Below are 23,366 nucleotides of genomic sequence, written 5' to 3' on the forward strand. Positions count from 1 at the left end.
CGGGTGGTCGCAGCGCGCTTAGGATGGGGATCGTGACCCGCGTGCTGCTGATTCTCGCGCTGGTGCTGACCGCCTTCTGGGTCTACACCATCGTCGATTGTGCTGTGCAGCCTCCGAACAGGCACCGCGGCGTCAGCAAGCCGGTGTGGCTTCTCATCGTGGTGCTGATCCCCGTGCTGGGCGGCCTGTTGTGGCTCGCGGTCGGTCGTGTACGCGCGTCGACCCTGACCGCCCGTCGTGCCCCCGACGACGATCCGGAGTTCCTCGGGCGCCTCGGAACGGTCAGCGATCAGGACGAACGCATTCGCCGTCTCGAGGAAGAGCTGGCCATGCTCGACGCCGAAGACGACGACCCGAAGTGGGACATGCCCCCCGCGGGTAACTCATCCGCCTCCGGGCCGGGGACGCCTGCCCCGCCCACGGCCGCTCCCGCCATCGAGCCTCCCGCTCGGGGTCCTGAGCTCCCCTCGGACGACGACGACGGCCGCGGCCAGCGCGGCGCCGTCGGCTGAGTCGTGTCGCTCGAGAAGGACCCGGCGCGCGGCGAGCCCGCCGTAGATGAACGGCGCCTGGTGTCGCCCGCCACGGACGCCGCCGCAGCCCTCCTGTGCGCACTCGTCGAGCTCGGGGTGCGGCACCTCGTCGTGAGTCCGGGTTCGCGCTCGCAGGCACTCGCCCTCGTCGCGGCCGAACTCGAGCGCCGTGGCGGCGTGCGCATGCACGTACGCATCGACGAACGCGTGGCCGGTTTCACCGGAGTGGGTCTGGGTCGCGAGTCCGGTATGCCGGCCGTGGTGATGTGCACCTCCGGTACCGCGGGGGCGAATCTTCTGCCGGCGGCACTCGAGGCGCATCATGCGGGGGTTCCGCTGATCATCCTCACTGCCGACCGCCCACCCGAGCTGCGCGGTGTCGGCGCGAATCAGACCACCCGCCAGCCGGGGATGTTCGCTCCGAACACCCGGTACGAGGCCGACCTCCCCGTGGCCGAAGAGACCGATCCGCTCGGCGACGGACCGCAGAGTGCCATGTTGCGCGTCGTGGCCCAGCAAGCGGTGGCCGCAGCGCTCGGCGAGGGCATGCGCTCGGCCGGCCCCGTCCACCTGAACGTCCCGTTCCGCGAGCCCCTCGCGGGGCAGTTCCCGGCCTGGATGGGTGTGCCCGAGACCGAGCTGGCCTCGACGTCCGAGCAGGACCCGGATGCCGCGCCTCTGCCCGACGCCGACACCGAGGCCGAGGCATCCGGCGCTCTGTATCAGGGCGGCGGCGGTATCGGCGAGGCCGATCTGCCCGGGGAAGCAGACGCGGCACCGCACATGCTGGCCCGCGGTGCGCGCACGGTCGTGATCGCAGGGTCGGACGCCGGCAGCGATGCGGAGGCGCTCGCGCACGCGGGCGGATGGCCGCTCATCGCCGAGGTCGTCAGCGGCGCGCGCTTCGGGCGCAACCTGGTGCACGGTTATCGGGCGTTGTTGCGCGACCCGCAGCTCGGCGGGCGGATCGAGCGGGCGGTCGTGCTCGGTCACCCGACGCTGAGCCGCGAGGTGACCGCCCTGCTGTCGGATGTCGAGGTGGAAGTCCTGGCGCTCCGTGGGCCCGGAGAACCCCTGAACCTCAACGGCGCGACGGTGCCGCTCGACACCGTCGCGGTGGAGCAGGGTGAAGCCGACCGCGAGTGGCTCGGCGCGTGGATGCGCGCTTCGCGCGACGCCGCGGTCGACGTCGCCCCGCCCGCGCCCGACGTCGAGGGTCTCGGCTCGGCCGACCCCCGCGCGCGGCTGGGAGCGATCGCCGGGGAGCTGGCGGCGATCCGGACGCCGCTCGATCGGGAGAACCTCGTCGACGCGGTGTGGCGCGCGACGTGGCCGCACGACCGACTCGTCTTCGGCTCGTCACGTCTCGTGCGCGTGGCCGATGCAGTCGTGGGGGGCAAGAAGGTGCCCGTGCACGCCAACCGGGGTCTTGCCGGCATTGACGGTACGGTCGCCACCGCGCTCGGCGTCGCGATCGCGAGCCAGAGCAGCGGCGCACCGGGAGTGACCAGGCTGCTCATGGGCGATCTCGCCCTGCTGCACGACGTCGGATCGCTGCTGCTGCCACCGGGTGAGCCCGAGCCGCGCATCCAGGTCATCATCGGCAACGACGGCGGCGGGACGATCTTCGACACGCTCGAGGTGGCGGGAGTCGCCGATCCCGCCGCGATGGACCGCGTGCTCTACACCCCCCACACGACCCGGCTCGAGCAACTGGCGCTGGCGTACGGCTGGGAGTATCTGCGCGTGACCACCCGCACCGCGCTCGACCAGGCGCTGGTCGCCGCCGTAGGCGGTCGTCAGCTGATCGAAGTGCCGCTTCCGCGCTGACGCCGATGAGGTCGCCCGGCGTCCTCGCGCGTGACGCCGCCGCGCGCCAGAATGGGCAGATGACCTCGAAGAGCCAGACCCACGGGGGCGCCGACAGCCTCGACCTCCTGCGCGCAGGCCCCGGATTCGTGCTGTCGGGTCTGGATCCCGAGTCCACCCCCGGGCACTCCGGGTCGAAGTCGACCGGTGCCGAAGATCTGAAGGCGGGACTCGCGCAGCTCGACGAGTATCAGGAGCGCCTGTTCGCGCAGAGCAGGACGGGCGCGTCGGATGCCTCGATCCTGCTCGTGCTGCAGGCGATGGACTCCGCCGGCAAGGGCGGCATCGTGCGGCACGTGATCGGCGCGGTCGACCCTCAGGGAGTCATGCTCACGGCGTTCAAGAAGCCCACCCCCGAAGAGCTCTCCCACGACTTCCTCTGGCGCGTGCGCTCCCGAGTTCCGACGCCCGGACTCATCGGCGTCTTCGACCGCTCGCACTACGAGGACGTGCTGGTCGGCAAGGTGCGCTCGCTCGCGTCCGACGAGGAGATCGAGCGTCGCTATGGCGCGATCAACGAGTTCGAAGCGGGACTCGTCGCCTCCGGGTCGCGTGTCGTCAAGGTGATGCTGCACATCTCCTACGACGAGCAGCGGGATCGACTCGCTGAACGGCTCGACCGCCCCGACAAGCACTGGAAGTACAACCCGGGCGACGTCGACGAACGCGCTCTGTGGCCGCACTACATGGATGCCTACCAGACGGTGTTCGAGCGCACCTCGACCGACGTCGCGCCCTGGTACGTCGTCCCCGCCAACCGCAAGTGGTACGCCCGGCTCGCGGTGCAGAACCTCCTGCTCGAGACTCTCCGGGACATCGACCCGCAGTGGCCGACCGCGACGTTCGACGTCGAGGTCGAGAAGAAGCGCCTGGCCGCCACCTGAACCGGCGGTATCAGGCCAACGCGTCCACGATGGGTCGGAACTTGACGCGCGTCTCCATCAGCTCGGACTCCGGGTCGCTGCCCGCCACGATGCCCGCGCCCGCGTGCGCCACGACGGGCAGAGTGGCGCGCAGAGAAAAGGGTGTCGGGGAGCCGACGTCGGGGGCGCCGTCCGGGGACGCGTCGGTCGCGGCATCCGGCGCTCCGATCTGAGCGCAGCGCAGGGCGATCGCCCATTCCCCGTCGCCCGTGCCGTCCACCCAGCCCACCGGACCCGCGTAACGTCCGCGGTCGAACGGCTCGAGGCGATCGATGACCGCCAGGGCAGCGGCGGTGGGGGTGCCCGCGACCGCGGCGGTGGGATGCAGTGCGCCGACGAGATCCAGAGCGGATGCCGCGCCCGAGAGCGTGCCCTCGACATCGGTCGCCAGGTGCCAGACGTTGGGAAGCTTCAGGGTGAACGGCTGCTCGCTCGCGGCGAGTGCGGACGTGTGCGACCTCAGCGAGCCGAGCACGCTACGCACGGCGTACAGGTGTTCGTCCTGGTCTTTCGCGCTGGTCGCCAGCGCCGCGGAAGCGAGCGTGTCGGCGTCCGCGTCGGCGCCGCGAGGAGTGGTTCCGGCCAGGACGCGGGCCGTGACGGTCCCGCGCGACACGGTCACCAGTGTCTCGGGACTCGCGCCGATGAGGCCGTCCACGGCGAATGCCCAGCAGTCGGGATACCCCGTCGACAGTGCGCGGGCGAGTCGACGCAGGTCGGCGCCGGCGGGGACCGTGCCCCGCAGATCCCGGGCGAGCACCACCTTGCTCACTTCGCCCGCGGCGATCGCGTCGAGGGCCGAATGGACGGCCGACTGATACGCCGCCGGGTCGAGGGAACCGGGACCGAGCGTCGCCGACCAGTACGCGCCCCACGGGGCCAGCCCGGTGGGCAGCTCGGGGTACGCGGCATCCGCTCGCCTGATGCGGGTGACCCACGAGCGTCCGGCCCGGCGTCCGACCAGCGCCGACGGCACGATGATCGTGGATGGCGCTGAGGAGCGGTCGTCGAACGCGATCGCACTGAAGCCGACCAGACCCGTACCGGGGACCCGCACGTCGTCATCCACCTCGGCGACGTCCGAGATCGCGCGCCAGCGGGCGGCGAGCCGAGGGATGCGGGCGAGGTCGGTGGCGCCGTCCTCCGAGAGGGTGAACACCGGCTCTCCGACACCGCTCAGCGCGACGATGCCGTCGCCACGGCGAAGCCAGGCGAGCGTTCCGGTCGGATCGGCGAAATCGAGGAGGTCGTCGACGTGGTCGATCTCGCGTGTCTCGGCACAGAGCCGCGGCACTTCTCGCCCTTCGGAATCCCGCACGTCTCCAGCCTAGACTTGCGCCGTGACACCCTCGCCGCCGCGTCCTGCATCCGGTACACCGTTGAACTTCCGGTGGCGGAAATGGAACGGGGGACCGCACTGGGAGCACGAGTGCATCTACCTCGGCAGCGACCGGTGGGGGGACTGGTTCGGCCAGCAGCCGGGGTGGCGCAGCGCTCGACCGGGGCGCGACGTCGCGGTGCAGCATCCGAACATCACGCTCCTTCCGCCGTCGGGGGAGTTCGTGTACACGCGCAACGCCGCGCCCAGCAGGACGGTCATCTACATCGACATCGCGTGGGACGCCCGCTGGCAGGACGGGGTGCCGACCGGCATCGACATGGACCTCGACGTCGTCGACCGCGTCGAACGCGGGATCTACATCGACGATCGCGACGAGTGGGAGGAGCATCGCGTCGCCTACGGGTACCCGCCGGAGATCGTGGCTCGACTCGAGCAGGTGGCCATCGATCTCGAGGAGCAGGTGACGCGTCGCGTGCCGCCGTTCGACGACGCGACCGCGGACTCGTGGTTCGTCAGGCTCGAGGCGCTCGCGCCGCAGTGAGGGCCGGGCGCACGCCGCCCCGGCCTACAATCGACGGATGCACTCCGACCGCCCGCACCGCGCCGATCTCGGCAAAGACCCCGCGCGCGTCAGCGGCATGTTCGACGAGGTCGCTGCGGGGTACGACCGTACGAATGCCGTGCTGAGCCTCGGCAACGACCGGCTGTGGCGCGTGGCCACGACGCGCGCCGTGGCTCCCCGCCCGGGTCAGCGCATCCTCGATCTCGCCGCCGGCACCGGTGCATCGAGCGTGGCGCTGGCGCGCAGCGGCGCAGACGTCGTCGCGGCGGACTTCTCGCCCGGAATGATCGCCGAGGGCCGCCGTCGTCACCACGACATCGCGAATCTCAGCTTCACCGAGGCGGACGCGACCGCGCTCCCCTTCGAGGACGGCGAGTTCGACACCGTGACGATGTCGTTCGGGCTGCGCAACGTGAATGACCCGAAGAAGGCCCTCCGTGAGCTGCGTCGCGTCACCCGGCCCGGCGGCCGCATCGTCGTCTGCGAGTTCTCGCACCCGCCGTCGCCCGTGTTCGAGGGGCTGTACCGCTTCTACAACGACCGGATCCTTCCCGTCGTGGCCAAGGCCGTCAGCTCGAACGCCGACGCGTACGACTACCTCAACGAGTCGATCCGGGACTGGCCCGACCAGCCCACCCTGTCGGCCTGGATGCGCGAGGCGGGGTGGACCGGGGTCGCCCATCGCGACCTCACGTTCGGGATCGTCGCGCTGCACCGCGGCACCAACCCCGGCACCGACCCCGCCGGGGAGTGACCCGACCGTGCGCGCGCATCGCCCGCCGCGGGTGCCCCTGCCCGCGCGGCCGGTGATCAGGTGCGGGACGGTAGGCTGACAGCGTGACTCCGCGTCCTTCCGCGCCCAGCTCTGCCGCGCGCATCGCCTTCGCGGGCAAGCTGAGCCTGTCGGACCGCATCTTCACAGGCGTACGCTCCCGCAGGCTACTCGCGACCGTGGACGCCGGACTCGAGAAGGTCGACGCTCAGCTCGCCCTGGAGCTCAAGGTCGCCGACACGTTGGCCGATGCAACCAGCCGTTACCTCTACGAGGCGGGCGGGAAGCGCATCCGCCCGATGCTCGCGCTGCTCACGGCCGAACTCGGCGACGGCGCCACGCAGGCGGTCATCGAGGGGGCCACCGCCCTCGAGATGACGCACCTCGGCTCGCTGTACCACGACGACGTGATGGATGCGGCGGACAAGCGTCGCGGCGTGCCCAGTGCCCACTCGGTCTGGGGTAACAACATCGCGATCCTCACCGGCGACCTGCTGTTCTCGCGCGCCAGTCAGCTGATGGCACGCAACGGCGAGCGCGCCATCCAGCTCCAGGCCGATACGTTCGAGCGCCTCGTCCTCGGACAGATGCACGAGACGGTCGGCGCCCAGGACGACGACGACCCCGTCGAGTTCTACCTCGACGTCCTTTCCGACAAGACCGGATCGCTGATCGCCGCCGCCGCGCAGACAGGCGTGCTCTTCTCGAACGCGCCGCTCGAGTACGAGGCGCCGGTCGTGGTGTTCGGCGAGAAGGTGGGCGTCGCCTTCCAATTGCTCGATGACGTCATCGATCTCTCGGCCGACCCGGCCGAAACCGGCAAGGTGCCCGGCACCGACCTGCGCGCGGGCGTGCCGACGATGCCGTACCTGCTTCTCGCGCAGCGCCAAGACCAGGCGTCCGTCGCCCTGCGCATGCGCGTCGACGACGGCGTCTCACGCATCGCCGACGGGGCCGACCCGGCCATCCTCGATGACGCGCTCGCCGAGCTCCGCACCCATGAGGCGACCGACGCCACGGTCGCCCTCGCGCACACGTGGTCGCGCGAGGCCGTGCAGGCGCTGGCGCCGCTTCCGGACGGGCCCGTGCGGGAGGCGCTCACGCGCTTCGCCGAGGCCGTTTCCGACCGATCCAGCTGACACACCCCCGCGCGCGCCCCGGTCGCCTCGCACTCTGCGATCGTCGCGCCACGAAAGGACATCACCCATGACCAAACTCAGGTTGGCCATCGTCGGCGCCGGGCCGGCGGGCATCTACGCCGCCGACATCCTGCTGAAGGCGGAGCGCAAGTTCGACGTGTCGATCGACCTCTTCGAGCAGCTCCCCGCACCATACGGACTGGTGCGGTACGGCGTCGCGCCCGACCACCCGCGCATCAAGGGCATCATCACGGCTCTGCGCGAGGTGCTCGACCGCGGCGACATCCGCATCTTCGGCAACGTGCACTTCGGTACGGACATCACCCTGGACGACCTGAAGCAGCACTATCACGCCGTGATCTTCTCGACCGGCGCGATCCGCGACACCGACCTCGATATCCCCGGCATCGATGCCGTGGGCTCCTACGGCGCCGCCGACTTCGTGAGCTGGTTCGACGGGCACCCCGACGTGCCGCGCACGTGGCCGCTCGAGGCCGAGTCGGTCGCCGTGATCGGCAACGGCAACGTGGCCCTGGATGTCACGCGCATGCTCATCAAGCATCCGGAAGACCTCCTCCCCACGGAGATCCCCGACAACGTCCACGCCGGGCTCGTCGCGAGTCCCATCACCGACATCCACGTCTTCGGCCGCCGCGGACCCGCCCAGGTGAAGTTCACTCCTCTCGAACTGCGCGAGCTCGGCGAGCTGCGCGATGTGGACATGGTCGTCTACGACGAGGATTTCGACTACGACGACGCCTCACGCGCCGCGATCGCGAGCAACAAGCAGGTCATGGTGATCGACCGCGTGCTGCAGTCCTGGCGCAAGCGCGACTCGGTCAACAACGCCGGCGGCACGGCGTCGCGCCGCCTCCACCTGCATTTCTGGGCCAAGCCCGTCGAGGTGAAGAAGGACGATGAAGGACGCGTGACCTCGTTCGTCTACGAGCGCACCCGGCCCGACGCCGAGGGCGGCGTGACCGGCACCGGTGAGCTGCGCGAGGTCGCGATCCAGGCGATCTACCGTGCGGTCGGCTACTTCGGTTCGCCCCTGCAGGGTGTTCCCTTCGACAAGCGGCACGGTGTGATCCCCAACCACGAGGGTCAGGTACTGCACAAGGATTCCAACGAGCGAGTCCCGGGGATGTACGCCACCGGGTGGATCAAGCGCGGGCCCGTCGGCCTCATCGGGCACACGAAATCCGATGCCATGGAGACGGTACGGCACGTGATCAACGATCAGGCATCGTGGTGGCAGCCCGCCGACCCGTCGGAGGGGGCCGTCCCCGCCCTCCTCACCGAACGCGGCGTCGCCTGGACCGACCTCGACGGCTGGCATCGCCTCGACGAACACGAGGTGGCACTGGGCGAGCCGCACGGACGGGCGCGCATCAAGGTGGTCCCGCGCGACGAGATGGTCCAGGTCTCGCGCGGCGAGTGACGAGCCGGAGGCGGGCGGGGAGCGGCCGGCGGCGTGACCCGGGCGCGACCCAATAAAGTGTCGCCATGGCTGGTGAGTGGGTTGCCGACATCCTCGGAGCGCCGTTCGAGCAGCAGACGCTGCCCCTCGGAGAAGACTTCGAGGGCGAGGTCGTCGCCACGATCGTACGATCGCAGGCGCACCGGCACGTGCTGCACCATCAGCCGCTCGCCGATGTCGACGTCCTCTACGTGCACGGCTGGTCGGACTATTTCTTCCAACGCGAGTTCGCGACGTTCTGGACCGACCGCGGCGCGGACTTCTACGCGCTCGACTTGCGCAAGTACGGTCGGAGCCTGCGCCCCGGGCAGACGCCCGGCTACATCGCCGATCTGACGACCTACGACGAGGACATCTCCGCCGCCCTGGAGGCGATGAATCGTCCGCTCGCCGGGGAGCCCGCGAAGCGCCGGCTCGTGCTCGTGGGCCATTCCACGGGCGGCCTGATCCTGTCGCTGTGGGCGGCGCGGCATCCCAGGCTCATCTCAGCGGTGGTGCTGAACAGCCCGTGGCTCGAGTTCCAGCTGAGCGGGACGACCCGGGCGGCCGTGTCACCGCTGCTCTCGCTCGAAACGCGCCTGCGACCGATGGAGACGATCCCACAGGTGGATCTCGGCTACTACGCACGGGCGCAGCGTGAAGTGCGCAATGCGGAGGACCCGCTGGATGTGAACCTGGAGTGGCGCCCTGAGCAGTCGATGGCCGTGCACGCGGGCTGGCTCCACGCGGTGCTGGTGGGGCACGCACGCGTCGCATCGGGGCTTGCGATCGACGCCCCCGTCTGCGTCCTGCTGTCGGCGAAGTCGGCGATTCCCCGGCGCTGGTCGGAGGACCTGACCCGGTCGGACTCCGTGCTCGTCGTCGACGACATCGCGCGGGCCTCGCTCAAGCTCGCCTCGTCGGTGACGGTCGACCGGATCGCGGGAGCGCTCCACGATGTCTTCCTGTCGCGCGCGGACGTGCGCGACGAGGCCTACTACCGGCTGGAGCGCTGGGTGATCGGATGCCTCGCCACGCGCGCACCGGTCGCGCCGAGGCCGCGCTTCCGTTGACGGGCGCATATGACCGGTGGTGCGGGCGTCGCGGTTAGGCTTCGGGCATGGAAGATCTCGACGAGGTGGCGCACCAGCTCGAGGTGATGACCGGCAGTCCGCTCGCTGACGCCGTCCGCGGGCGAGTGCGCGTCCTCGCGGTCTCGGAGCCCGCGAGGCGAGGTCGATTCCAGGAGTGCCGTCTCGAGCTCCTCGCCGAGGCGCCCGGGGTTGTGCCGACGACCGTGCAGACCACCGCGGTCATCCAGCGCCGGTACTGGCCGGAGACGGACATGATTCTCCCCGCGCGCATCTCCCGATCCCGCCCCCACGTGCTCGAGGTCGACTGGGAGTATCTGGCGCGTCCACGCAGCTCGTCGTAGCACTCCGTGCGACGACGGTCCTCACGCGCCGTCGAAGACGGCCGGGACGGATTCGTCGGCGGAAAGATCGGTTCCCTCACGCCACATTGCCGAGCGGGCCAGGCGTGAGGGAACCGGACATCTCAACCACTCAGACCTACTGGGGATAGATCAGTGAGCTCCGGCCACTGGGGAGGAACCGGGCCGACCGAGGTCGGGATCGTGTTGTCCTTGCTCACTCTATGGAACACCTGTTCCACACGTCCACTGCTGTGGCGGTACCCGCGGTGATATATCGACCACAGCCGGGTGAGCGCTTGCCGTCGGCAGCCGTCAGCGGAAGTTGATGAACTGGAGATCGACGTCGAGGTCGGCTCCTTTGAGCAGCGCGATCGTCGACTGGAGGTCGTCGCGACTCTTGGACTGCACCCGCAGTTCGTCGCCCTGGATCTGCGACTTGACCGTCTTCGGTGCTTCGTCGCGGATGATCTTGCCGATCTTCTTCGCGTTCTCCTGCGAGATCCCGTCCTTCAGCGACGAGGCGATGCGGTACTCCTTGCCGCTCGCAGCCGGCTCACCCGACTCGAGGCTCTTCAGCGAGATCCCGCGCTTGATGAGCTTGCTCTGGAAGACGTCGAGTACTGCCTTGGCCCGTTCCTCCGTGTTCGCCTTGATCAGGATGTCGTCGCCGCTCCAGTCGATCGACGCGCCCGTGCCCTTGAAGTCGTAGCGCTGCTCGACCTCCTTGCGGGCCTGCTGGAGGGCGTTGTCGGCCTCCTGATGATCGACCTTGCTCACGATGTCGAAGGATGAATCAGCCATGGTGAGAGTTTAGTCCGGTGGTCTCGCGCCGGAGGAAGCAGCATCCGTCTTCGTAGACTTGTCGATGTCGCCCGCCCGCATCCCACCATGAGGAGAACCCATGCGCCCGCTGACAGAAGCCGACGTGCGTGCGTCGTTCTCCAATGTGACGGTGGACGAGCGGCGACTCGTGACCCCGCCGGCGGACTTCGTGCTCACGGACTGGGACCACTGCGACTTCCTCGCATGGCGTGATCCCCGCACCCGCGGGCGCGGTTACGTCGTCCTCGAGCTCGACGGTCGGATCGCGGGCGTCGCCCTCCGGGTCGCGGACGGCACTTCGCGGGCGAGGTCGGCGATGTGCAACCTGTGCCACACGATGCAACCGGCCGATCAGGTGGCGTTGTTCACCGCGAAGAAGGCCGGCCTCGCGGGGGAGCACGGCGACAGCGTCGGCACCTACATCTGCGCAGATCTCTCCTGTCACGAGAACGTGCGGCTCGCCGCGCCGCTGGCGCCGAGCGAAGTGCGGGCGAGCGTGGACCGCCGCATCGACGGGACGCACCGCCGCGTGGAGTCGTTCGTCCGTCGCATCCTGGACGAGGTCACGGCCTGACGCCAGTAATGTGCAGGCAGACAGGAAGCAAGGGAGCCCACCATGTCAGAGAACACTCCGCCGGCGCGTGTCGTCGTCATCGGCGACGCCCTGATCGACGAACTGCGCGATGACCACGGCGTCCGCGAGTTCGTCGGAGGGGCCGCCCTCAACGTCGCGGTGGGGATCAGCCGTCTCGGTGTGCCTGCAACCCTGATCGCAATGGTGGGTGATGACGAAGCGGGCGGGCGCATCCGCTCGTTCCTGTCGGATTTCGGCGTGGAGCTCATCGCGAGTGCCGCGCCGCACGGCTCCTCGCGCGCGGTCAGTGTGCGCAGCGGAGCCGGCGAGCCGGAGTACGAGTTCAACCAGGCCGCGCAGGAGCGACGCATCCGGTTCGGAGCGCGTGAGCGGGAGGCGATCGCGGATGCTCCGACCGTTGTGGTCAGCTGCTTCCCGTTCGACGACATCGCCCAGACCCTCGAACTCGCCGACGCCGTCAGCGGAGCGCAGTCGCTCGCGATCGACCCGAACCCCCGCTCGGGCATGATGAGCGACCGCGCGGAGTTCGTGCGCGGTTTCGAGTCGCTCGCCGCGTCCGCCACCCTCGTGAAAGTGGGCGACGACGACGCCTCCCTCCTCTACGGCGAGCCTCTGCACGCGCTGCGAGCTCGGTTGATCGACCTGGGGGTGGACGTCGTCCTCGCCACCGAAGGCGCCGCCGGGGCGACTCTCGAAGCGGGCGAGATCGTTGTGACACGTCCTGTGTCGGACCTCCCGCGGCGCATCATCGACACCATGGGCGCGGGAGATGCCGTCCTCGCCGCCGCCGTGGTCTCCCTCGTGCAGGATGCGCCGGCGAACGATGACGGATGGGGTGCGCTTCTGGAGCGGGCGATGGATGTCGCCGCGGCGACGTGCCGGTTCGAAGGAGCGCTCTTGCGCCTGCCGCCCGCCTTGGCGGGGGACGACCTCGATCGCCTGGGCACGTGATTTCTCCTGCGGGCCCATCGTTGGGTAGCATTGTGGATCGCGCCTCCGGTCGTCTGCACAAGTCGGACGGAGCGCCCTGGCGAGTTACCCAAGCGGCCAAAGGGATCTGATTGTAACTCAGCTGTCATCGACTTCGGGGGTTCGAATCCCTCACTCGCCACCAGAAATTCGCCCGATCAGGAGCGATTATGACTACTCCCGAACCTCCGCGTGACGTACCGACTCGAGGCGCCGCCGGCCCGCAGCTGCAGCGGGCGGCCATCTGGGTGGCCATCGGTGCGCTGATCGCGGCGGCCCTCCTCTGCGTCGTGTGGGTTCTGGTGGGTTCGACGGGCGACATCATCGGTCGTGCGTTCTCGACGATCCTCCTGCTGGCGGCGTTCGCCGGTGCGGCGATCCTCGACGTCCACCTCGCCCCGAGGCGTCCCGGGTGGCTCGCGCTCGCCAGCATGGTCGGCTGGGTGGCGATCCTCGTCATCGGTGCCGTGATGATCTGGCTGCCGGACACCCGCTCCGGCGTCGGGTTCGTCCGTTTCGTCGAGTTCCTGCTCATCGTGCTCATCGTGCAGCTCGCACTGCTGCACGTCACGCTGTTCGCGAAGGCGGTCCGCCGCAACCCCACGACCTTCGTCCGCGTCATCGCCGGCATCACCGTGGCACTCGTCGGGCTGCTCGCGCTGATGCTGGTCCTGTCGCTCATGCTCAATGAGTTCATCGACTTCCGCGGGTGGTACTGGCGTCTCGTCGTGGCGATCACGATCCTCGCGGCGGTCGGGACCGCGCTCATCCCTCTCATGAACCTGCTGTTCGCCCCCCGCAAGGCCCGCCCGGCGGGCCCGGGCACGGTGGGTGGCCCGTACCCGTCGGCCGCGGCATCCGCTCGTCCTGCACCGTTCCCTCCGCAGGCGCCGCCCGTGTTCGCCGGATCGTCGTCATCGCTCGAGCCGCAGGCGCACGTGCAGCCGCTGCCCTGGCCGATGTTCGCCGACGGTCGGACGCCGCTGCCCGTGATGCCCGACGGCTCGCCTGATTGGGGTGCCTTCTACACCGGTCGCATGAGCCCCGGTGCCCGTCCGCCGGGTGCTCCCGCTGCTCCGCCCGCGCCGCCCACCCCGCACGGGCAGGGCTACCCGCCCGCACCGCCGCTGCCGCCGACCCGCTGATGACGGACGACAACCGACAGCTGGCCGAACTCGCCATCGACATCGCACGGGAGGCGGGTGAGCTCGCTCGCCGTCGGCGCGCGGAGGGCGTCTCGATCGCGGCGACCAAGTCAGCCATCGCCGACATCGTCACCGAGGCCGATCGCGAGGTCGAGGCGCTGATCCGTGCGCGTCTCGCTGCTGAACGGCCCGACGACGGCTTCGTGGGGGAGGAGTCGGAGGCGGAGGTCGGGCGAAGCGGCACGACCTGGATCGTCGATCCCATCGACGGCACCGTGAACTACGCCTACGGCATCCCCTCGTATGCCGTCAGCATCGCCGCAGTCGCGGGCGAGCCCGACCCGCAGAGCTGGGTCGCCCTCGCCGGAGTGGTCTTCAGTCCCGCGAACGGCGAGCTCTTCCATGCGGTGAAGGGTGTCGGGGCGTGGCTCGGCTCGGACCGTCTTGCCGTGAATGCCGAGCTCTCGCCCGCGGGCGCGCTGCTGGCCACGGGTTTCGGGTACGACCCGGCGACGCACGCGGGCGACCTCGCCCGCGTGGCCAGAGTGATGCCGCTCGCCCGAGATCTGCGACGCATCGGGTCGGCGGCGCTCGATCTCGCCTTCGTCGCATCGGGGCGTCTCGACGGATACTTCGAGCGCGGACTGAAACCCTGGGATCACGCCGCCGGTGCCCTGCTCGTCGAAGAAGCGGGCGGAGTCGTGGGCGGTCTCCCCGGGGCGAGAGCCGACAACGCGATGATCATCGCGAGCGGCCCTGCGCTCTTCGACCGGCTGCAGGCTGCCGCCGCGGGTCCGGAATGACGAGCGGCGGTGCTCTGAGGGATGTCGTCCGGGCCGATCGTGCAAAGGCCCGTGCACGTGACTCCCAGGATGTTACCGGTAGTGTTTATCTGATCGTTATCTTCGCCCGAACGGCAGAATGATCGACAGCTCCATGTTCCACCCCGTCGCACCCCCCGGGCGACTCGATCTGAAAGCCTTCCTGCGTCTTGACTTTCGACCCCTCATCGGCTGCTGATCCCGCGCCCACGCGACGCTCCAGCCGTGCACTTCCCACGGGTTCGCAGGCCACCTCCGACGTCCGTCGCGACGAGCCACTGCGCACCCCTCCATATGTCGACATCGATCCGTCGACCAGTCGCCGTGCGCGACGTGCCGCCCAGTCGACCGGGTCGACACCGGCAGCGGCGTCCGCTCCGTCAGTCGACGAGTTCGAGATCGCGGCGCGCCTGTTCTCCTTCACCGGTGAGAACCCCGTGATCGCGGGCCCCGCAGCCGACACGTCGCCCGTCCGGGTCGCCGCCGGCCAGAAGACGGCGGCCGCATCGCACAAGGCGTCACGCCGTCCGAAGGTCGCGGGGCATTCGTTCAAGCGCATGACCGCGGCATCCTTCTCCGTCGGTGTCATGGGCATCGTCGGTCTCCTCGCCGTCGGGATGACCACCCCCGCGCAGGCCGTCGCCTCGTCCTCGGGGTCGCTCGACACGACGTCCGCGATGCTCGCACAGCCCGCCGGTGACGTGCCGGCCACCTCCAACGAGATCCAGGCGTATGTCGCGCCCTCGCAGACGCAGAACGTCGGCGTCGATCGCTCCGAGAGTTATCAGACGGGGACGCTCGTTGAGATGGCGGGTGTCGCGGGCATCAGCCAGACCTCGAGCTCGGTCTTCACCGCCGACCCCAACTGCCCCATCCAGTGGCCGTTCGCCGTGGGCGTGCCGATGAGCTACGGCTTCGGCATGCGCTCGGGCACGCTGCACGAAGGCATCGACTTCACGCCGGGCGAGGGTGCGCACATCCAGGCCATCGCCGACGGGGTCGTGCGCATCTCGACCGATGACGGGGGAGCCTACGGCGTCACCATCGTGATCGACCACGTCGTCGACGGACAGCTGGTGTCGAGCCGCTACGCGCACATGATCTACGGGTCGCGCCAGGTTCAGGTCGGCGACAAGGTCTCGGTCGGCGAGTTCATCGGCCAGACCGGTGACACGGGTCGTTCCTTCGGGGCGCACACGCACTTCGAGATCGAGCCCGGTGGCGGCACCGCGATCGATCCGCTTCCGTGGCTGCAGGCGCACGCGACCTGCTGACCCGATTCAAGGGGACGCCGCCGCTCTGGTAGTCTCTTCTAGTTGCCTGGGCTCGCTCGGGTGCGCTCCGATAGCTCAGTGGTAGAGCACTTCCTTGGTAAGGAAGAGGTCGACAGTTCAATCCTGTCTCGGGGCTCGAAGCCTCCGGTCTTTCGGGAACGGATGCCTCGCGGCGGGGTAGCTCAGTTGGTGAGAGCGCACGACTCATAATCGTGAGGTCGCGGGTTCAAGCCCCGCTCCCGCTACGCAAACCCCCGGAATCCCGCCAGATTCTGGGGGTTTCTTCGTCTCGGGGAGTCTCGGCTGGTGCCACGGTCGAGAGCATCGGAGGCGTGCCCGGGCATCCGCTGCACCCTCCATGACCAGACGGGCGCCCTCCGTGCCGCGCGATCCTTCGAGCTCGGCGCGGCGACCGCGAGGTACGAGATCTACGCGGACGCGGGTGGCAGCTATCGGTGGCGGGCCTGGCGTGGCAGCGATAAAGTCGCGGCATCCGGAGAAGCGTTCGCGTCGAAAAGAAACGCCGAACGGTCGGCCGACAACGTCCGGCTCAACGCAGGAGACGCCACCGGCGTGTGAGCACAGTGAGGTGGGAGATGGCAGGTACCGGGGAGGACGGCGAGCGAACGCAGCTCCCGCAAGCGATGACGGGTCGAGCGAGTCCCGCAAAAGCAGCTGTCGGGGACAAGCCGGTCTTCGCCTACATCGCCAGTCTTCCCGAGCCTCAACGCAGCGTCGTCCAGGCCGTAGACGCTTTAGCCGCCGCGACCTTGCCCAACCTCTACAGAGCCGTGAAGTGGGGAATGGCGTACTACGGCGTCGGTGAGGGCTGGTGCTTCAGCTGCGGAGGTTTTGCGTCTGACGTAAAGCTCATGTTCGTCAATGGCGCGACCCTGCTCGAGCCCGTACCTCCCGTGACGCCCGTGGGAATGGGCAAAGCAACACGAGGCGTCGAACTGCAGACCCTGGACGATATCGACAGCGTCCAAATCGCCGGGTGGATGAGGCAGATCACCTCCGTGCCCGGCGTCGGCGGCAGCAGGCGCTGAACCCCACCGCCGATCCCGAGGATCTGCTCGTCTCGTTACAGCCCACCTTCGACAGGCGCCACTGCCACCCACGCGATTGACGGAGCCGCGCCGAGGCGGGGGATTGTAGGACACCTAGAAAGTTCAACGTGGCAGTGATGTTCGAACCTTCATATCAACCGAGGATTCGAACGCTCGCGGCGAACCCATCGATCCCTCCGCTTGACAGCAACGTATCCGTTCGACTCTTCAGCGCTTGTCGACTGATTGTTGCGGCGAATTGCACATGAACTCGAGGCGGATGCCGTTCTCGTCCTCCATGAAGGAGGCGTAATAGCGATCGTTGAACCGCGGATACAATTTCGGCTCGCGCACCGTCGTCCAGCCTGCTCCCACCGCAATCGCGTGCAGGCGATCGACCTCATCTCGGGAGTCGACGGCGAAGGCCAGATGTTGCCAACCGACCCGGCCGGTCCGGTGCGGCCCGGTGCCCACCTCCCGCGCGGGAAACAGGATCAGCTCCTCTTCACCCTTGTACCAGGACACCGACTGTTCTGCATCCTGCCGAGTGCATCCGAGCGCCCTCATGACGGGGTCAAATTGAGCGGATGATCGGGTCAGATCTTCGACGGTGATTCCGAGGTGATCGAAAAGAGGCACCCTGACATCCTGCGGGTTCGCATCGAGAGTGAGCAAGACGACCGCAGCCGAGGACGGTTAACCGGACGGCAAGACCTGTTCCCTAGCCACGGTCGCGGCGGTAACCTCAGCGATCGACCGAAGCCATTCCCAAGTCCACGAAACGGGCGTAGCGTCACTCGCCGTGGCGACACACACGAACACGAACACGGGCGCTGTGGTCCAGACGCGCAGCCTGAAAAAGCGCTACGGCCGCGGCCGGGCGCTCGACGGGCTCGATCTGTCCGTCGAAAAGGGACAGATCCACGGATTCCTCGGCCCGAACGGCGCCGGCAAATCCACAACCATCCGCATCTTGTTGGGGCTTGCGCGAGCGACGTCGGGCGAGGCATCCGTCTTCGGTCTTCATCCCTGGCGCGACGCGACGCAGATCCACCGCCGCATCGCCTCCATCCCCGGCGATGTGAGCGTCTGGCCGAACCTCTCCGGTGGTGAGGCGATCGACCTGCTCGCGCGGCTTCGGGGAGCGGGCCGGCACGACGCGGCCTATCGTGATGAGAAGGCGCGCCTGCTCGAGGCGTTCCAGTTCGACCCCCGCAAGAAGGGGCGCGCGTACTCGAAGGGCAACCGCCAGAAGGTCGCGCTGATCGCGGCATTCGCGGTGCCGGCCGACCTGTACATCCTCGACGAGCCGACGAGCGGGCTCGATCCGCTGATGGAGGTCATGTTCCGGCGCGAAATCGTGCGGGTTCGGGATGCCGGTGCGACGGTGCTCCTCTCCAGCCACATCCTCTCCGAGGTCGAGCAACTCTGCGACCGAGTCTCGATCATCCGCGCCGGCCGCGTCGTCGAGTCGGGCACGCTCGCCGACCTCCGGCACCTGACGCGCACCGAGATCTCGTTCGCGGGATCCGACGTGGCGGCGGCCGCCGGAATTCCCGGTGCACACGATGTGGCGCAGGAAGAGGGCCGCGTGCGCTTCACGGTCGACTCGTATGCGGTGAACGACGCCCTTCCCGAGCTCGCTGCACGCAACGTGCAGGCCCTGCACATCGCGCCACCGTCGCTCGAGGAACTGTTCCTGCGGCACTACGGAGACACGACGGGACCTGAAGCGGAACCGGTCGGGACGTGAACACGCTCGGCCCGCTGCTCGCCCAGCGTCTTCGACGCGACTGGGTGCAGGTGCTGCTGTGGTCGGTCGGGGCCGCCCTGCTGGCCTACGCGGCGTATGCCGGGGTGGCGCAGTCCTACGGCACCGAGCAGGACCGCACCTCACTGTTGGCGGCGGCGATCGCCAACCCGGTCATCCTGTTGTTCCGGGGGCTGCCGTCCGGGGCGGACGAAAGCGCCTTCATGCTCTTCCTCATCTTCCCGTGGCTGGCGATTCTCGCCGCCTTCATGAACACCTTCCTCGCCGTGCGCCACACGCGTATGGACGAAGAGCTCGGGCGCTCCGAACTGGTTTCGGCGACTCCGGCCGGACGCATGATTCCGCTCGCAGCCACGATCCTCCACGGCATCCTCGCCAATCTGGTGCTCGCGCTCCTGACAGCGCTCGCGCTGCTCGCGACCGGCGCGGACGCCACCGGTGCCCTGATTTCAGGCGCGGCCGTCGGTGCCGTCGGCATCTCGTTCCTCGGAGTCGGCCTTCTCGCGGGGCAGCTGATCCGCACGTCCCGCGGCGCGAACTCCCTGGCGGTCTGGGTGATCGTCGTGACGTTCCTCTTCGGCGGCATCGGCAACGCGCTCGGCAGTCCGAGCGCTGACCTTCAGCGGATGCAGAGCTCGTGGCTGACCTGGCTGTCGCCCTTCGGCTGGGGCGAGAACGTCCGTCCCTTCGCCGACGACAACCCGTGGCCGATCCTGCTGTGCCTGGCGTTCGGCGGCGCGCTGATCGGCGTGACGGTGATTCTTCAGAGTTCCCGCGACCTCGATCAGAGCTTCATCCCCGAACGCGCGGGCCGCGCGGATGCCCGCGCCGGGCTGCGCTCGCCCAGCGCTCTGGTCATGCGTCTGACGGCCGGAGCCGTGATCGGCTGGTCGATCGGCGGGCTGCTCACCGGCATCCTGTCGACATCGCTCGCGTCGGTGGTCGAATCCGTCAGCGCCGACAACCCCGCCATCGATCAGGTTCTGACCGCGATCGGCGGCAGCGCAGACCTCGCGCAGGCGACCGTCTCGGTGTTCTTCACGATGTTGGGGGTGCTGGCCGCCTGCTGCGCCGTGCAGATCGTCTGCCGCGCGCGCCAAGAGGAGGCCGCAGGGCGAGCGGAGCCGATCCGCGCGGCTCCGGTCGGTCGCGTTCGATGGTTGGGGGACTACCTCGTGGTGGCGCTCGCGGGCATCGTTCTCGTGATCGGTGCCGGGGCAGCCGGCGCTGCGGTCGGGATCGCGTCGCAGAGCGGCGAGTGGTCCCTCATGCAGGATGTCGGCGTCACCGGCGGCGGCCAGGTGGCCGCGGCATCCGTCTTCCTCGTGCTCACCGCGTTGGTCTTCGTACTCGCGCCGCGCGCGACGATCATCATCGGCTGGTCGCTCGTTGTGATCGGAATGATCCTGGGACTGTTCGGACCCCTCTTCGGCCTGCCGGACTGGCTGGTGCACCTCGCCCCGGTCGGCGTCGCACCCGAGATGACCCCCGACGGTGTGGACGTGCGTGGACTGTGGTGGCTGCTGCTCACGGTGGTCGTCGGCGGAGCGGCATCCCTCATCCTCATGCGGCGGCGTGAGCTCGCCACCGACGGGTGAACTTTTTCGTCCAGGGATCCGACCCGGCCCGCGAGGCACCGCCTACTTAGTCGTTCTCGTTCTGCCGCTATAACACGACGTAGTTCGGGCGGATGCACCGAGCAAAATAAGTTCATGTCAACTATCGCAATCAGGCCCTGGTCGGACGAGGACTTGCCTCTCCTGCTGGTGGGCAATGCGCCAGCCATGACGGAACACTTGGGTGGTCCGGAGTCTGACTCCGACGTCGAGAACAGACATCTCCGATACCTCGACCACTGGGCGACAGGTACCGCGCGGATGTTCGCCGTGACTGACGGCGACTTTGCTGTTGGGGCGATCGGCTGGTGGTCGACGACCTGGCGGGGCGATGACGTTTACGAGACCGGCTGGTTCGTCGTGCCTGAAGCCCAGGGAAGGGGCGTCGCCCAACAAACTCTAGAGCTGGTGGTCCGCGATGCGGTCGAGAACGGTCACAGGGGGCTGCTCACAGCTTTTCCGTCGGTGGACAACGGCCCCTCTAACGCGCTGTGTCGCAAGGTAGGTTTTGCGCTCGACGGGACCGCTGACTTTCCCTTCCGGGGAACGACGCTCACGGTCAACGTGTGGGCGATCGACCTCGCCGAGCTACGACGGGAACGCAGGAACCCATGATTGCGAGGCGCCGCCCACGATCCCGGAAGCAAAGCCTTCAGCGCCGGCTGTCTTGGTGTGTGGGTCCGAGGCGCGCGGTTTCGTCTCGGAGGATGTGGACCATTCGCTGCAGATAGTTTGTGATTGCGGCCTGCTCGGTGTCGCTGTAGTCCCCGATCGCCGCTCCCAGTGCCATGCCGAGGTGGGCGAACGCGTCCGTGAGTTCGGGATTGTTCGTCGTCGTCGCTCGGATGATTGCTCGTCGTCGGTCCCGAGAGTCGGTCTCCCGCTCGATGTGACCGCCCGCAGCAAGTCGGGTGATGACGTTGGTGATGCCGGCTCCGGTCAGACCCGTGAGCTGCGCGAGTTCTGAGGCGCTGAACGGACCCTCCGATTCAATCAACTCCAGCGTCTTGAGGTCGCCGGCGGAGAGCCCCACCCGCGCCGCGACGGCTTGGTGGAACAGGACCACGGCGGTGCTGAGTTGCCGGCCGAGATCATCACGACGAGGAGCGGTGCCTGACTCGGTTGACATCTGATTCCCTAAAGCTTAGATTCGCCGTAGTAATTGCTACGTTCGATCTAAGTAAATCAGGAGAGACCGATGATGGTGGAAGGCACAGCGGCAAGCCGTGAAGAGCAAGCGATCAGGACGATGCGCGCGCTCGAGAATGCCTGGGCGGCAGGTGACGCCGACGCCTACGGCCTACTTCATTCCCAGACAGCGACGTATGTCGCTTTCGATGGCACGGTGATGACCGGAAGCGCGGAGATCGCTGACGGTCACCGGGCGTTGTTCGCGGGAATCATGAAGGGGTCGCATCTGCTGACCGTCGACCGCACGCTGCGTCTCGTGGGCGAGGACACGGTCTTCGTGGTGCAGCGAGCCGGCATCCTGATGTCCTGGCAGCGACACAGAACCCGCCCGTCCCGCAAACGGGTGTCCACCAACACGACTCTGCTTCGACTCATCGACGGGACCTGGGTGGTGGAGGGGTTCCAGAACACGCGCTACCGCCCGTGGTCCAAGACGCTTATCGGGCGCATGATGACGCGTGCAGCTAAGTGAGCTGGCTATTGGGCCAACTCGCCGCCGGCCTCCGCGTGACTGGAGCGGCGTCCGTCGCCTACCTCGGCAGCGTGATCCTGCTCGCGACCGCTCTTGTCCCGGCCACCCTGCGCACCGTGCAACTGTTCACGCGCAACGACAACGGCTGGTTGGAAGTGGTCGTCGAATTGCTCCGCATCGTTCTGGTCGTGGCGATGATCGCGCTCGGACGCAATTGGAGTGCCACGGACGTCTTCGCCGGTAGTCAGTGGGCGGCTGTCGGCCGTGACATCAGCCACGCGTGGCGAAGCGGTTGGGCCGGCATACTGTTGCAACTCACGGTCGTGACCGCCCTGGCCCTCATTTTTAACGCCGCCTTCGAATACGCCGTCACGGTCGATCGGACGACCACACTCCTTGCCGCACTGAACGTCGACCCCGCCTACGCGCACCGCACCACCGACGCTGTGACCTTCGCTGTGAAGAACCTCATCGTCATACCGGTCTACCTGATGGCCATGATGCAGGCCCTCCACATCACCGGCACTCGGTGACCCCCGGCAGCCCAAGCCTGGCCGAACGCGCGTAGCCTCATCGACTACTTGGGGTGCGGGTCGTCGCCGGCTCGGTTCACAACGGTCCGAGCACGTCGCCGACTGCGGCGTGCAGTTGCAGACTTTCTAGAACGGTGAGCAACTGCCTTTCCTCGTAGCGGAAGTGGTTCTCCATGATGGCGGCTACACCCTCCAGGTGCCGTTCGAGCTCCACCGGTGGAGCGGCCCGATCCAGGGCGTCACGGAGTCCACTGAGAAGGTGGCCGATCATCGAGTGGTCCCGCTCGAGGGCGCGCAGTGTTGGCCCTAGGTCGGGGTGCGCTTTCTCGATCGCCGGGAACAGGGCTCGGTCCTCACCGCGATGGTGCCCGTCGAGAGCAGCGCAGAAACCGTGGCAGTAGAGGAGGAGGTCGCGACCGGCCTTCTCAGCGTGTTTACCGTCGCGTACAGCTTGTTGCGCGACACCGAAAGCGTCTCGGAGCCGCTGGTGCACGGTACGCAATTCGGTGCTCCAGGCAAGGAGCCTGGTCGTGTCGCGCTCAGTCAAGCGACGACGAAGGGGGTGATGCGAGCATCCACGATCCTTCGGTTCGGCGCCTCCATGCCCGAGACGGACTGTCACCGGCACGCGACGCTCACACCAGCCTACTCAGAGCCACGGTGGCCACAAAGCTGCCTCAGGGGCGGCGCCCTACCCATCCCTTTGCAAGTCAAATATCCGTCGGGCGGAGGATGTGTGGGCGCCGGGAGCGAGCTTGGCTGAGGAAAAGGGAGGTATCGAGATGCAAAGCGAGTGGGCAGCGAAAATGTTCGGTGACCGGGAAGATCCGAGGGTGCGATTGCAGTCGTTGTTCGGAGGACAGCTTCCGAAAGGGGGGCAGCCACCGCAAGCCTCCCTTGAGTGGGCTCACGGCGTCGTCGGGCGTGAGGGCGGCTTCGACCGGGACGTCGTCAAGGTGACACGCACGCTCCGCAGGGCGGAGCGACGGCTGACTCCGAAGAGCGCTGCGTTCCTCGCCAGGCACGTGGTCCAGCCGGCTTAAGGCGTGTTGCCAAAGCCTGATGGGCGCTCTC

At 68.3% G+C, this 23,366-nt stretch carries 26 protein-coding genes and 3 tRNA genes; 24 read left to right on the forward strand and 5 right to left on the reverse strand.

The genetic code is table 11. The annotated features are described in order from the left end of the window. Positions 1–23 precede the first annotated feature (23 nt). From ACFXOO_RS01640 to ACFXOO_RS01650, 3 genes are read left to right on the forward strand one after another with little or no spacing between them, the layout of a single operon-like run. The gene (locus ACFXOO_RS01640; RefSeq protein ID WP_394562609.1) at positions 24–512 is read left to right on the forward strand and encodes a PLD nuclease N-terminal domain-containing protein; all 489 of its coding nucleotides are present in this window, start codon (positions 24–26) and stop codon (positions 510–512) included. 3 nt (positions 513–515) lie between these two features. Next, complete coding sequence (gene menD, locus ACFXOO_RS01645) at positions 516–2,363, forward strand: 2-succinyl-5-enolpyruvyl-6-hydroxy-3-cyclohexene-1-carboxylic-acid synthase (protein WP_394562610.1); 1,848 nt, start codon at positions 516–518, stop codon at positions 2,361–2,363. Between the two features lie 59 nt (positions 2,364–2,422). Continuing rightward, the gene (locus ACFXOO_RS01650) at positions 2,423–3,286 is read left to right on the forward strand and encodes a PPK2 family polyphosphate kinase (protein ID WP_394562611.1); all 864 of its coding nucleotides are present in this window, start codon (positions 2,423–2,425) and stop codon (positions 3,284–3,286) included. 10 nt (positions 3,287–3,296) lie between these two features. Here ACFXOO_RS01650 and ACFXOO_RS01655 read toward each other — a convergent pair whose 3' ends face one another. Next, positions 3,297–4,643 (reverse strand): isochorismate synthase MenF, encoded by a 1,347-nt coding sequence (locus ACFXOO_RS01655; RefSeq protein ID WP_394562612.1) that lies wholly within the window; start codon positions 4,641–4,643, stop codon positions 3,297–3,299. Between the two features lie 22 nt (positions 4,644–4,665). Here ACFXOO_RS01655 and ACFXOO_RS01660 point away from each other — a divergent pair, with 22 nt between their 5' ends. The 6 genes from ACFXOO_RS01660 to ACFXOO_RS01685 all read left to right on the forward strand — a co-directional run bounded on the left by ACFXOO_RS01660 (position 4,666) and on the right by ACFXOO_RS01685 (position 10,034). Beyond that, positions 4,666–5,208, forward strand: a complete 543-nt coding sequence (locus tag ACFXOO_RS01660; RefSeq protein WP_394562613.1) for a DUF402 domain-containing protein — start codon at positions 4,666–4,668, stop codon at positions 5,206–5,208. A 37-nt stretch (positions 5,209–5,245) separates the two neighbouring features. Continuing rightward, complete coding sequence (ubiE, locus tag ACFXOO_RS01665) at positions 5,246–5,983, forward strand: bifunctional demethylmenaquinone methyltransferase/2-methoxy-6-polyprenyl-1,4-benzoquinol methylase UbiE (RefSeq protein ID WP_394562614.1); 738 nt, start codon at positions 5,246–5,248, stop codon at positions 5,981–5,983. 83 nt (positions 5,984–6,066) lie between these two features. After that, positions 6,067–7,140, forward strand: a complete 1,074-nt coding sequence (locus tag ACFXOO_RS01670; RefSeq protein WP_378837150.1) for a polyprenyl synthetase family protein — start codon at positions 6,067–6,069, stop codon at positions 7,138–7,140. A gap of 67 nt (positions 7,141–7,207) precedes the next feature. After that, on the forward strand, positions 7,208–8,581 hold the full coding sequence (locus ACFXOO_RS01675; protein WP_378837153.1) for an FAD-dependent oxidoreductase: 1,374 nt from the start codon (positions 7,208–7,210) through the stop codon (positions 8,579–8,581). Positions 8,582–8,646: 65 nt separating this feature from the next. Then, positions 8,647–9,672 (forward strand): alpha/beta hydrolase, encoded by a 1,026-nt coding sequence (locus ACFXOO_RS01680; protein WP_378837155.1) that lies wholly within the window; start codon positions 8,647–8,649, stop codon positions 9,670–9,672. Between the two features lie 47 nt (positions 9,673–9,719). After that, on the forward strand, positions 9,720–10,034 hold the full coding sequence (locus ACFXOO_RS01685) for a hypothetical protein (protein WP_394562615.1): 315 nt from the start codon (positions 9,720–9,722) through the stop codon (positions 10,032–10,034). A gap of 312 nt (positions 10,035–10,346) precedes the next feature. On the opposite strand, the gene ACFXOO_RS01690 is transcribed toward ACFXOO_RS01685, so the two are convergent. Continuing rightward, complete coding sequence (locus tag ACFXOO_RS01690; protein ID WP_378837160.1) at positions 10,347–10,835, reverse strand: YajQ family cyclic di-GMP-binding protein; 489 nt, start codon at positions 10,833–10,835, stop codon at positions 10,347–10,349. Positions 10,836–10,935: 100 nt separating this feature from the next. Between ACFXOO_RS01690 and ACFXOO_RS01695 the strand changes: the two genes are divergently transcribed. The 10 genes from ACFXOO_RS01695 (at position 10,936) to ACFXOO_RS01740 (ending at position 16,709) form a co-directional block, all read left to right on the forward strand. Beyond that, positions 10,936–11,430, forward strand: a complete 495-nt coding sequence (locus tag ACFXOO_RS01695; protein WP_378852046.1) for an FBP domain-containing protein — start codon at positions 10,936–10,938, stop codon at positions 11,428–11,430. A gap of 42 nt (positions 11,431–11,472) precedes the next feature. Next, the gene (locus tag ACFXOO_RS01700; RefSeq protein WP_394562616.1) at positions 11,473–12,402 is read left to right on the forward strand and encodes a PfkB family carbohydrate kinase; all 930 of its coding nucleotides are present in this window, start codon (positions 11,473–11,475) and stop codon (positions 12,400–12,402) included. Positions 12,403–12,480: 78 nt separating this feature from the next. After that, positions 12,481–12,565: transfer RNA gene (locus ACFXOO_RS01705), tRNA-Tyr, on the forward strand. A gap of 25 nt (positions 12,566–12,590) precedes the next feature. After that, entirely contained in the window at positions 12,591–13,565 is a 975-nt protein-coding gene (locus ACFXOO_RS01710; protein ID WP_394562617.1) for a hypothetical protein, read from the forward strand. Then, entirely contained in the window at positions 13,565–14,368 is an 804-nt protein-coding gene (locus ACFXOO_RS01715; RefSeq protein ID WP_394562618.1) for an inositol monophosphatase family protein, read from the forward strand. Before ACFXOO_RS01710 ends, ACFXOO_RS01715 begins: the two co-directional genes overlap by 1 nt. A 188-nt stretch (positions 14,369–14,556) precedes the next feature. After that, positions 14,557–15,660, forward strand: coding sequence for a M23 family metallopeptidase (locus ACFXOO_RS01720; protein WP_394562619.1), 1,104 nt, complete (start codon positions 14,557–14,559; stop codon positions 15,658–15,660). A gap of 64 nt (positions 15,661–15,724) precedes the next feature. After that, positions 15,725–15,796: transfer RNA gene (locus tag ACFXOO_RS01725), tRNA-Thr, on the forward strand. 35 nt (positions 15,797–15,831) lie between these two features. Continuing rightward, positions 15,832–15,905, forward strand: a tRNA-Met gene (locus ACFXOO_RS01730). A 61-nt stretch (positions 15,906–15,966) separates the two neighbouring features. Further along, positions 15,967–16,239, forward strand: a complete 273-nt coding sequence (locus ACFXOO_RS01735; protein WP_378837206.1) for a YegP family protein — start codon at positions 15,967–15,969, stop codon at positions 16,237–16,239. 17 nt (positions 16,240–16,256) lie between these two features. Then, positions 16,257–16,709, forward strand: coding sequence for a DUF1801 domain-containing protein (locus tag ACFXOO_RS01740; protein WP_378837208.1), 453 nt, complete (start codon positions 16,257–16,259; stop codon positions 16,707–16,709). Between the two features lie 228 nt (positions 16,710–16,937). On the opposite strand, the gene ACFXOO_RS01745 is transcribed toward ACFXOO_RS01740, so the two are convergent. Then, positions 16,938–17,348: a VOC family protein gene (locus ACFXOO_RS01745; protein ID WP_394562620.1), complete on the reverse strand. Its 411-nt coding sequence runs from the start codon at positions 17,346–17,348 to the stop codon at positions 16,938–16,940. A 163-nt stretch (positions 17,349–17,511) separates the two neighbouring features. Between ACFXOO_RS01745 and ACFXOO_RS01750 the strand changes: the two genes are divergently transcribed. The 3 genes from ACFXOO_RS01750 to ACFXOO_RS01760 all read left to right on the forward strand — a co-directional run bounded on the left by ACFXOO_RS01750 (position 17,512) and on the right by ACFXOO_RS01760 (position 20,711). Continuing rightward, positions 17,512–18,462 (forward strand): ATP-binding cassette domain-containing protein, encoded by a 951-nt coding sequence (locus tag ACFXOO_RS01750; RefSeq protein WP_378837213.1) that lies wholly within the window; start codon positions 17,512–17,514, stop codon positions 18,460–18,462. Next, the gene (locus tag ACFXOO_RS01755; RefSeq protein WP_378837215.1) at positions 18,459–20,078 is read left to right on the forward strand and encodes an ABC transporter permease; all 1,620 of its coding nucleotides are present in this window, start codon (positions 18,459–18,461) and stop codon (positions 20,076–20,078) included. Before ACFXOO_RS01750 ends, ACFXOO_RS01755 begins: the two co-directional genes overlap by 4 nt. Before the next feature lie 114 nt (positions 20,079–20,192). Continuing rightward, positions 20,193–20,711, forward strand: a complete 519-nt coding sequence (locus ACFXOO_RS01760; RefSeq protein WP_378852026.1) for a GNAT family N-acetyltransferase — start codon at positions 20,193–20,195, stop codon at positions 20,709–20,711. 37 nt (positions 20,712–20,748) lie between these two features. Here ACFXOO_RS01760 and ACFXOO_RS01765 read toward each other — a convergent pair whose 3' ends face one another. Beyond that, complete coding sequence (locus ACFXOO_RS01765) at positions 20,749–21,225, reverse strand: MarR family winged helix-turn-helix transcriptional regulator (RefSeq protein ID WP_378837220.1); 477 nt, start codon at positions 21,223–21,225, stop codon at positions 20,749–20,751. Positions 21,226–21,297: 72 nt separating this feature from the next. On the opposite strand from ACFXOO_RS01765, the gene ACFXOO_RS01770 reads away from it, so the two are divergent. Together ACFXOO_RS01770 and ACFXOO_RS01775 are read left to right on the forward strand one after the other, a co-directional pair. Continuing rightward, positions 21,298–21,759 (forward strand): SgcJ/EcaC family oxidoreductase, encoded by a 462-nt coding sequence (locus ACFXOO_RS01770; protein ID WP_378838602.1) that lies wholly within the window; start codon positions 21,298–21,300, stop codon positions 21,757–21,759. Then, a complete protein-coding gene (locus ACFXOO_RS01775; protein WP_394562621.1) occupies positions 21,756–22,292 on the forward strand; it encodes a hypothetical protein in 537 nt (178 codons plus the stop codon). Before ACFXOO_RS01770 ends, ACFXOO_RS01775 begins: the two co-directional genes overlap by 4 nt. A gap of 76 nt (positions 22,293–22,368) precedes the next feature. Here ACFXOO_RS01775 and ACFXOO_RS01780 read toward each other — a convergent pair whose 3' ends face one another. Next, on the reverse strand, positions 22,369–22,839 hold the full coding sequence (locus ACFXOO_RS01780) for a hemerythrin domain-containing protein (RefSeq protein WP_394562622.1): 471 nt from the start codon (positions 22,837–22,839) through the stop codon (positions 22,369–22,371). Positions 22,840–23,366 lie beyond the last annotated feature (527 nt).

Source organism: Microbacterium sp. P03 (assembly GCF_043556235.1).
Lineage (GTDB): Bacteria > Actinomycetota > Actinomycetes > Actinomycetales > Microbacteriaceae > Microbacterium.

Bases quoted from the DNA above. Each gene is read 5' to 3' on its own strand.
- ACFXOO_RS01640 (WP_394562609.1), top strand. From the start codon at position 24: ATGGGGATCGTGACCCGCGTGCTGCTGATTCTCGCGCTGGTGCTGACC.
- ACFXOO_RS01650 (WP_394562611.1), top strand. From the start codon at position 2,423: ATGACCTCGAAGAGCCAGACCCACGGGGGCGCCGACAGCCTCGACCTC.
- ubiE (WP_394562614.1), top strand. From the start codon at position 5,246: ATGCACTCCGACCGCCCGCACCGCGCCGATCTCGGCAAAGACCCCGCG.
- ACFXOO_RS01675 (WP_378837153.1), top strand. From the start codon at position 7,208: ATGACCAAACTCAGGTTGGCCATCGTCGGCGCCGGGCCGGCGGGCATC.
- ACFXOO_RS01680 (WP_378837155.1), top strand. From the start codon at position 8,647: ATGGCTGGTGAGTGGGTTGCCGACATCCTCGGAGCGCCGTTCGAGCAG.
- ACFXOO_RS01685 (WP_394562615.1), top strand. From the start codon at position 9,720: ATGGAAGATCTCGACGAGGTGGCGCACCAGCTCGAGGTGATGACCGGC.
- ACFXOO_RS01690 (WP_378837160.1), bottom strand. From the start codon at position 10,835: ATGGCTGATTCATCCTTCGACATCGTGAGCAAGGTCGATCATCAGGAG.
- ACFXOO_RS01695 (WP_378852046.1), top strand. From the start codon at position 10,936: ATGCGCCCGCTGACAGAAGCCGACGTGCGTGCGTCGTTCTCCAATGTG.
- ACFXOO_RS01700 (WP_394562616.1), top strand. From the start codon at position 11,473: ATGTCAGAGAACACTCCGCCGGCGCGTGTCGTCGTCATCGGCGACGCC.
- ACFXOO_RS01710 (WP_394562617.1), top strand. From the start codon at position 12,591: ATGACTACTCCCGAACCTCCGCGTGACGTACCGACTCGAGGCGCCGCC.
- ACFXOO_RS01715 (WP_394562618.1), top strand. From the start codon at position 13,565: ATGACGGACGACAACCGACAGCTGGCCGAACTCGCCATCGACATCGCA.
- ACFXOO_RS01740 (WP_378837208.1), top strand. From the start codon at position 16,257: ATGGCAGGTACCGGGGAGGACGGCGAGCGAACGCAGCTCCCGCAAGCG.
- ACFXOO_RS01760 (WP_378852026.1), top strand. From the start codon at position 20,193: ATGTCAACTATCGCAATCAGGCCCTGGTCGGACGAGGACTTGCCTCTC.
- ACFXOO_RS01765 (WP_378837220.1), bottom strand. From the start codon at position 21,225: ATGTCAACCGAGTCAGGCACCGCTCCTCGTCGTGATGATCTCGGCCGG.
- ACFXOO_RS01770 (WP_378838602.1), top strand. From the start codon at position 21,298: ATGGTGGAAGGCACAGCGGCAAGCCGTGAAGAGCAAGCGATCAGGACG.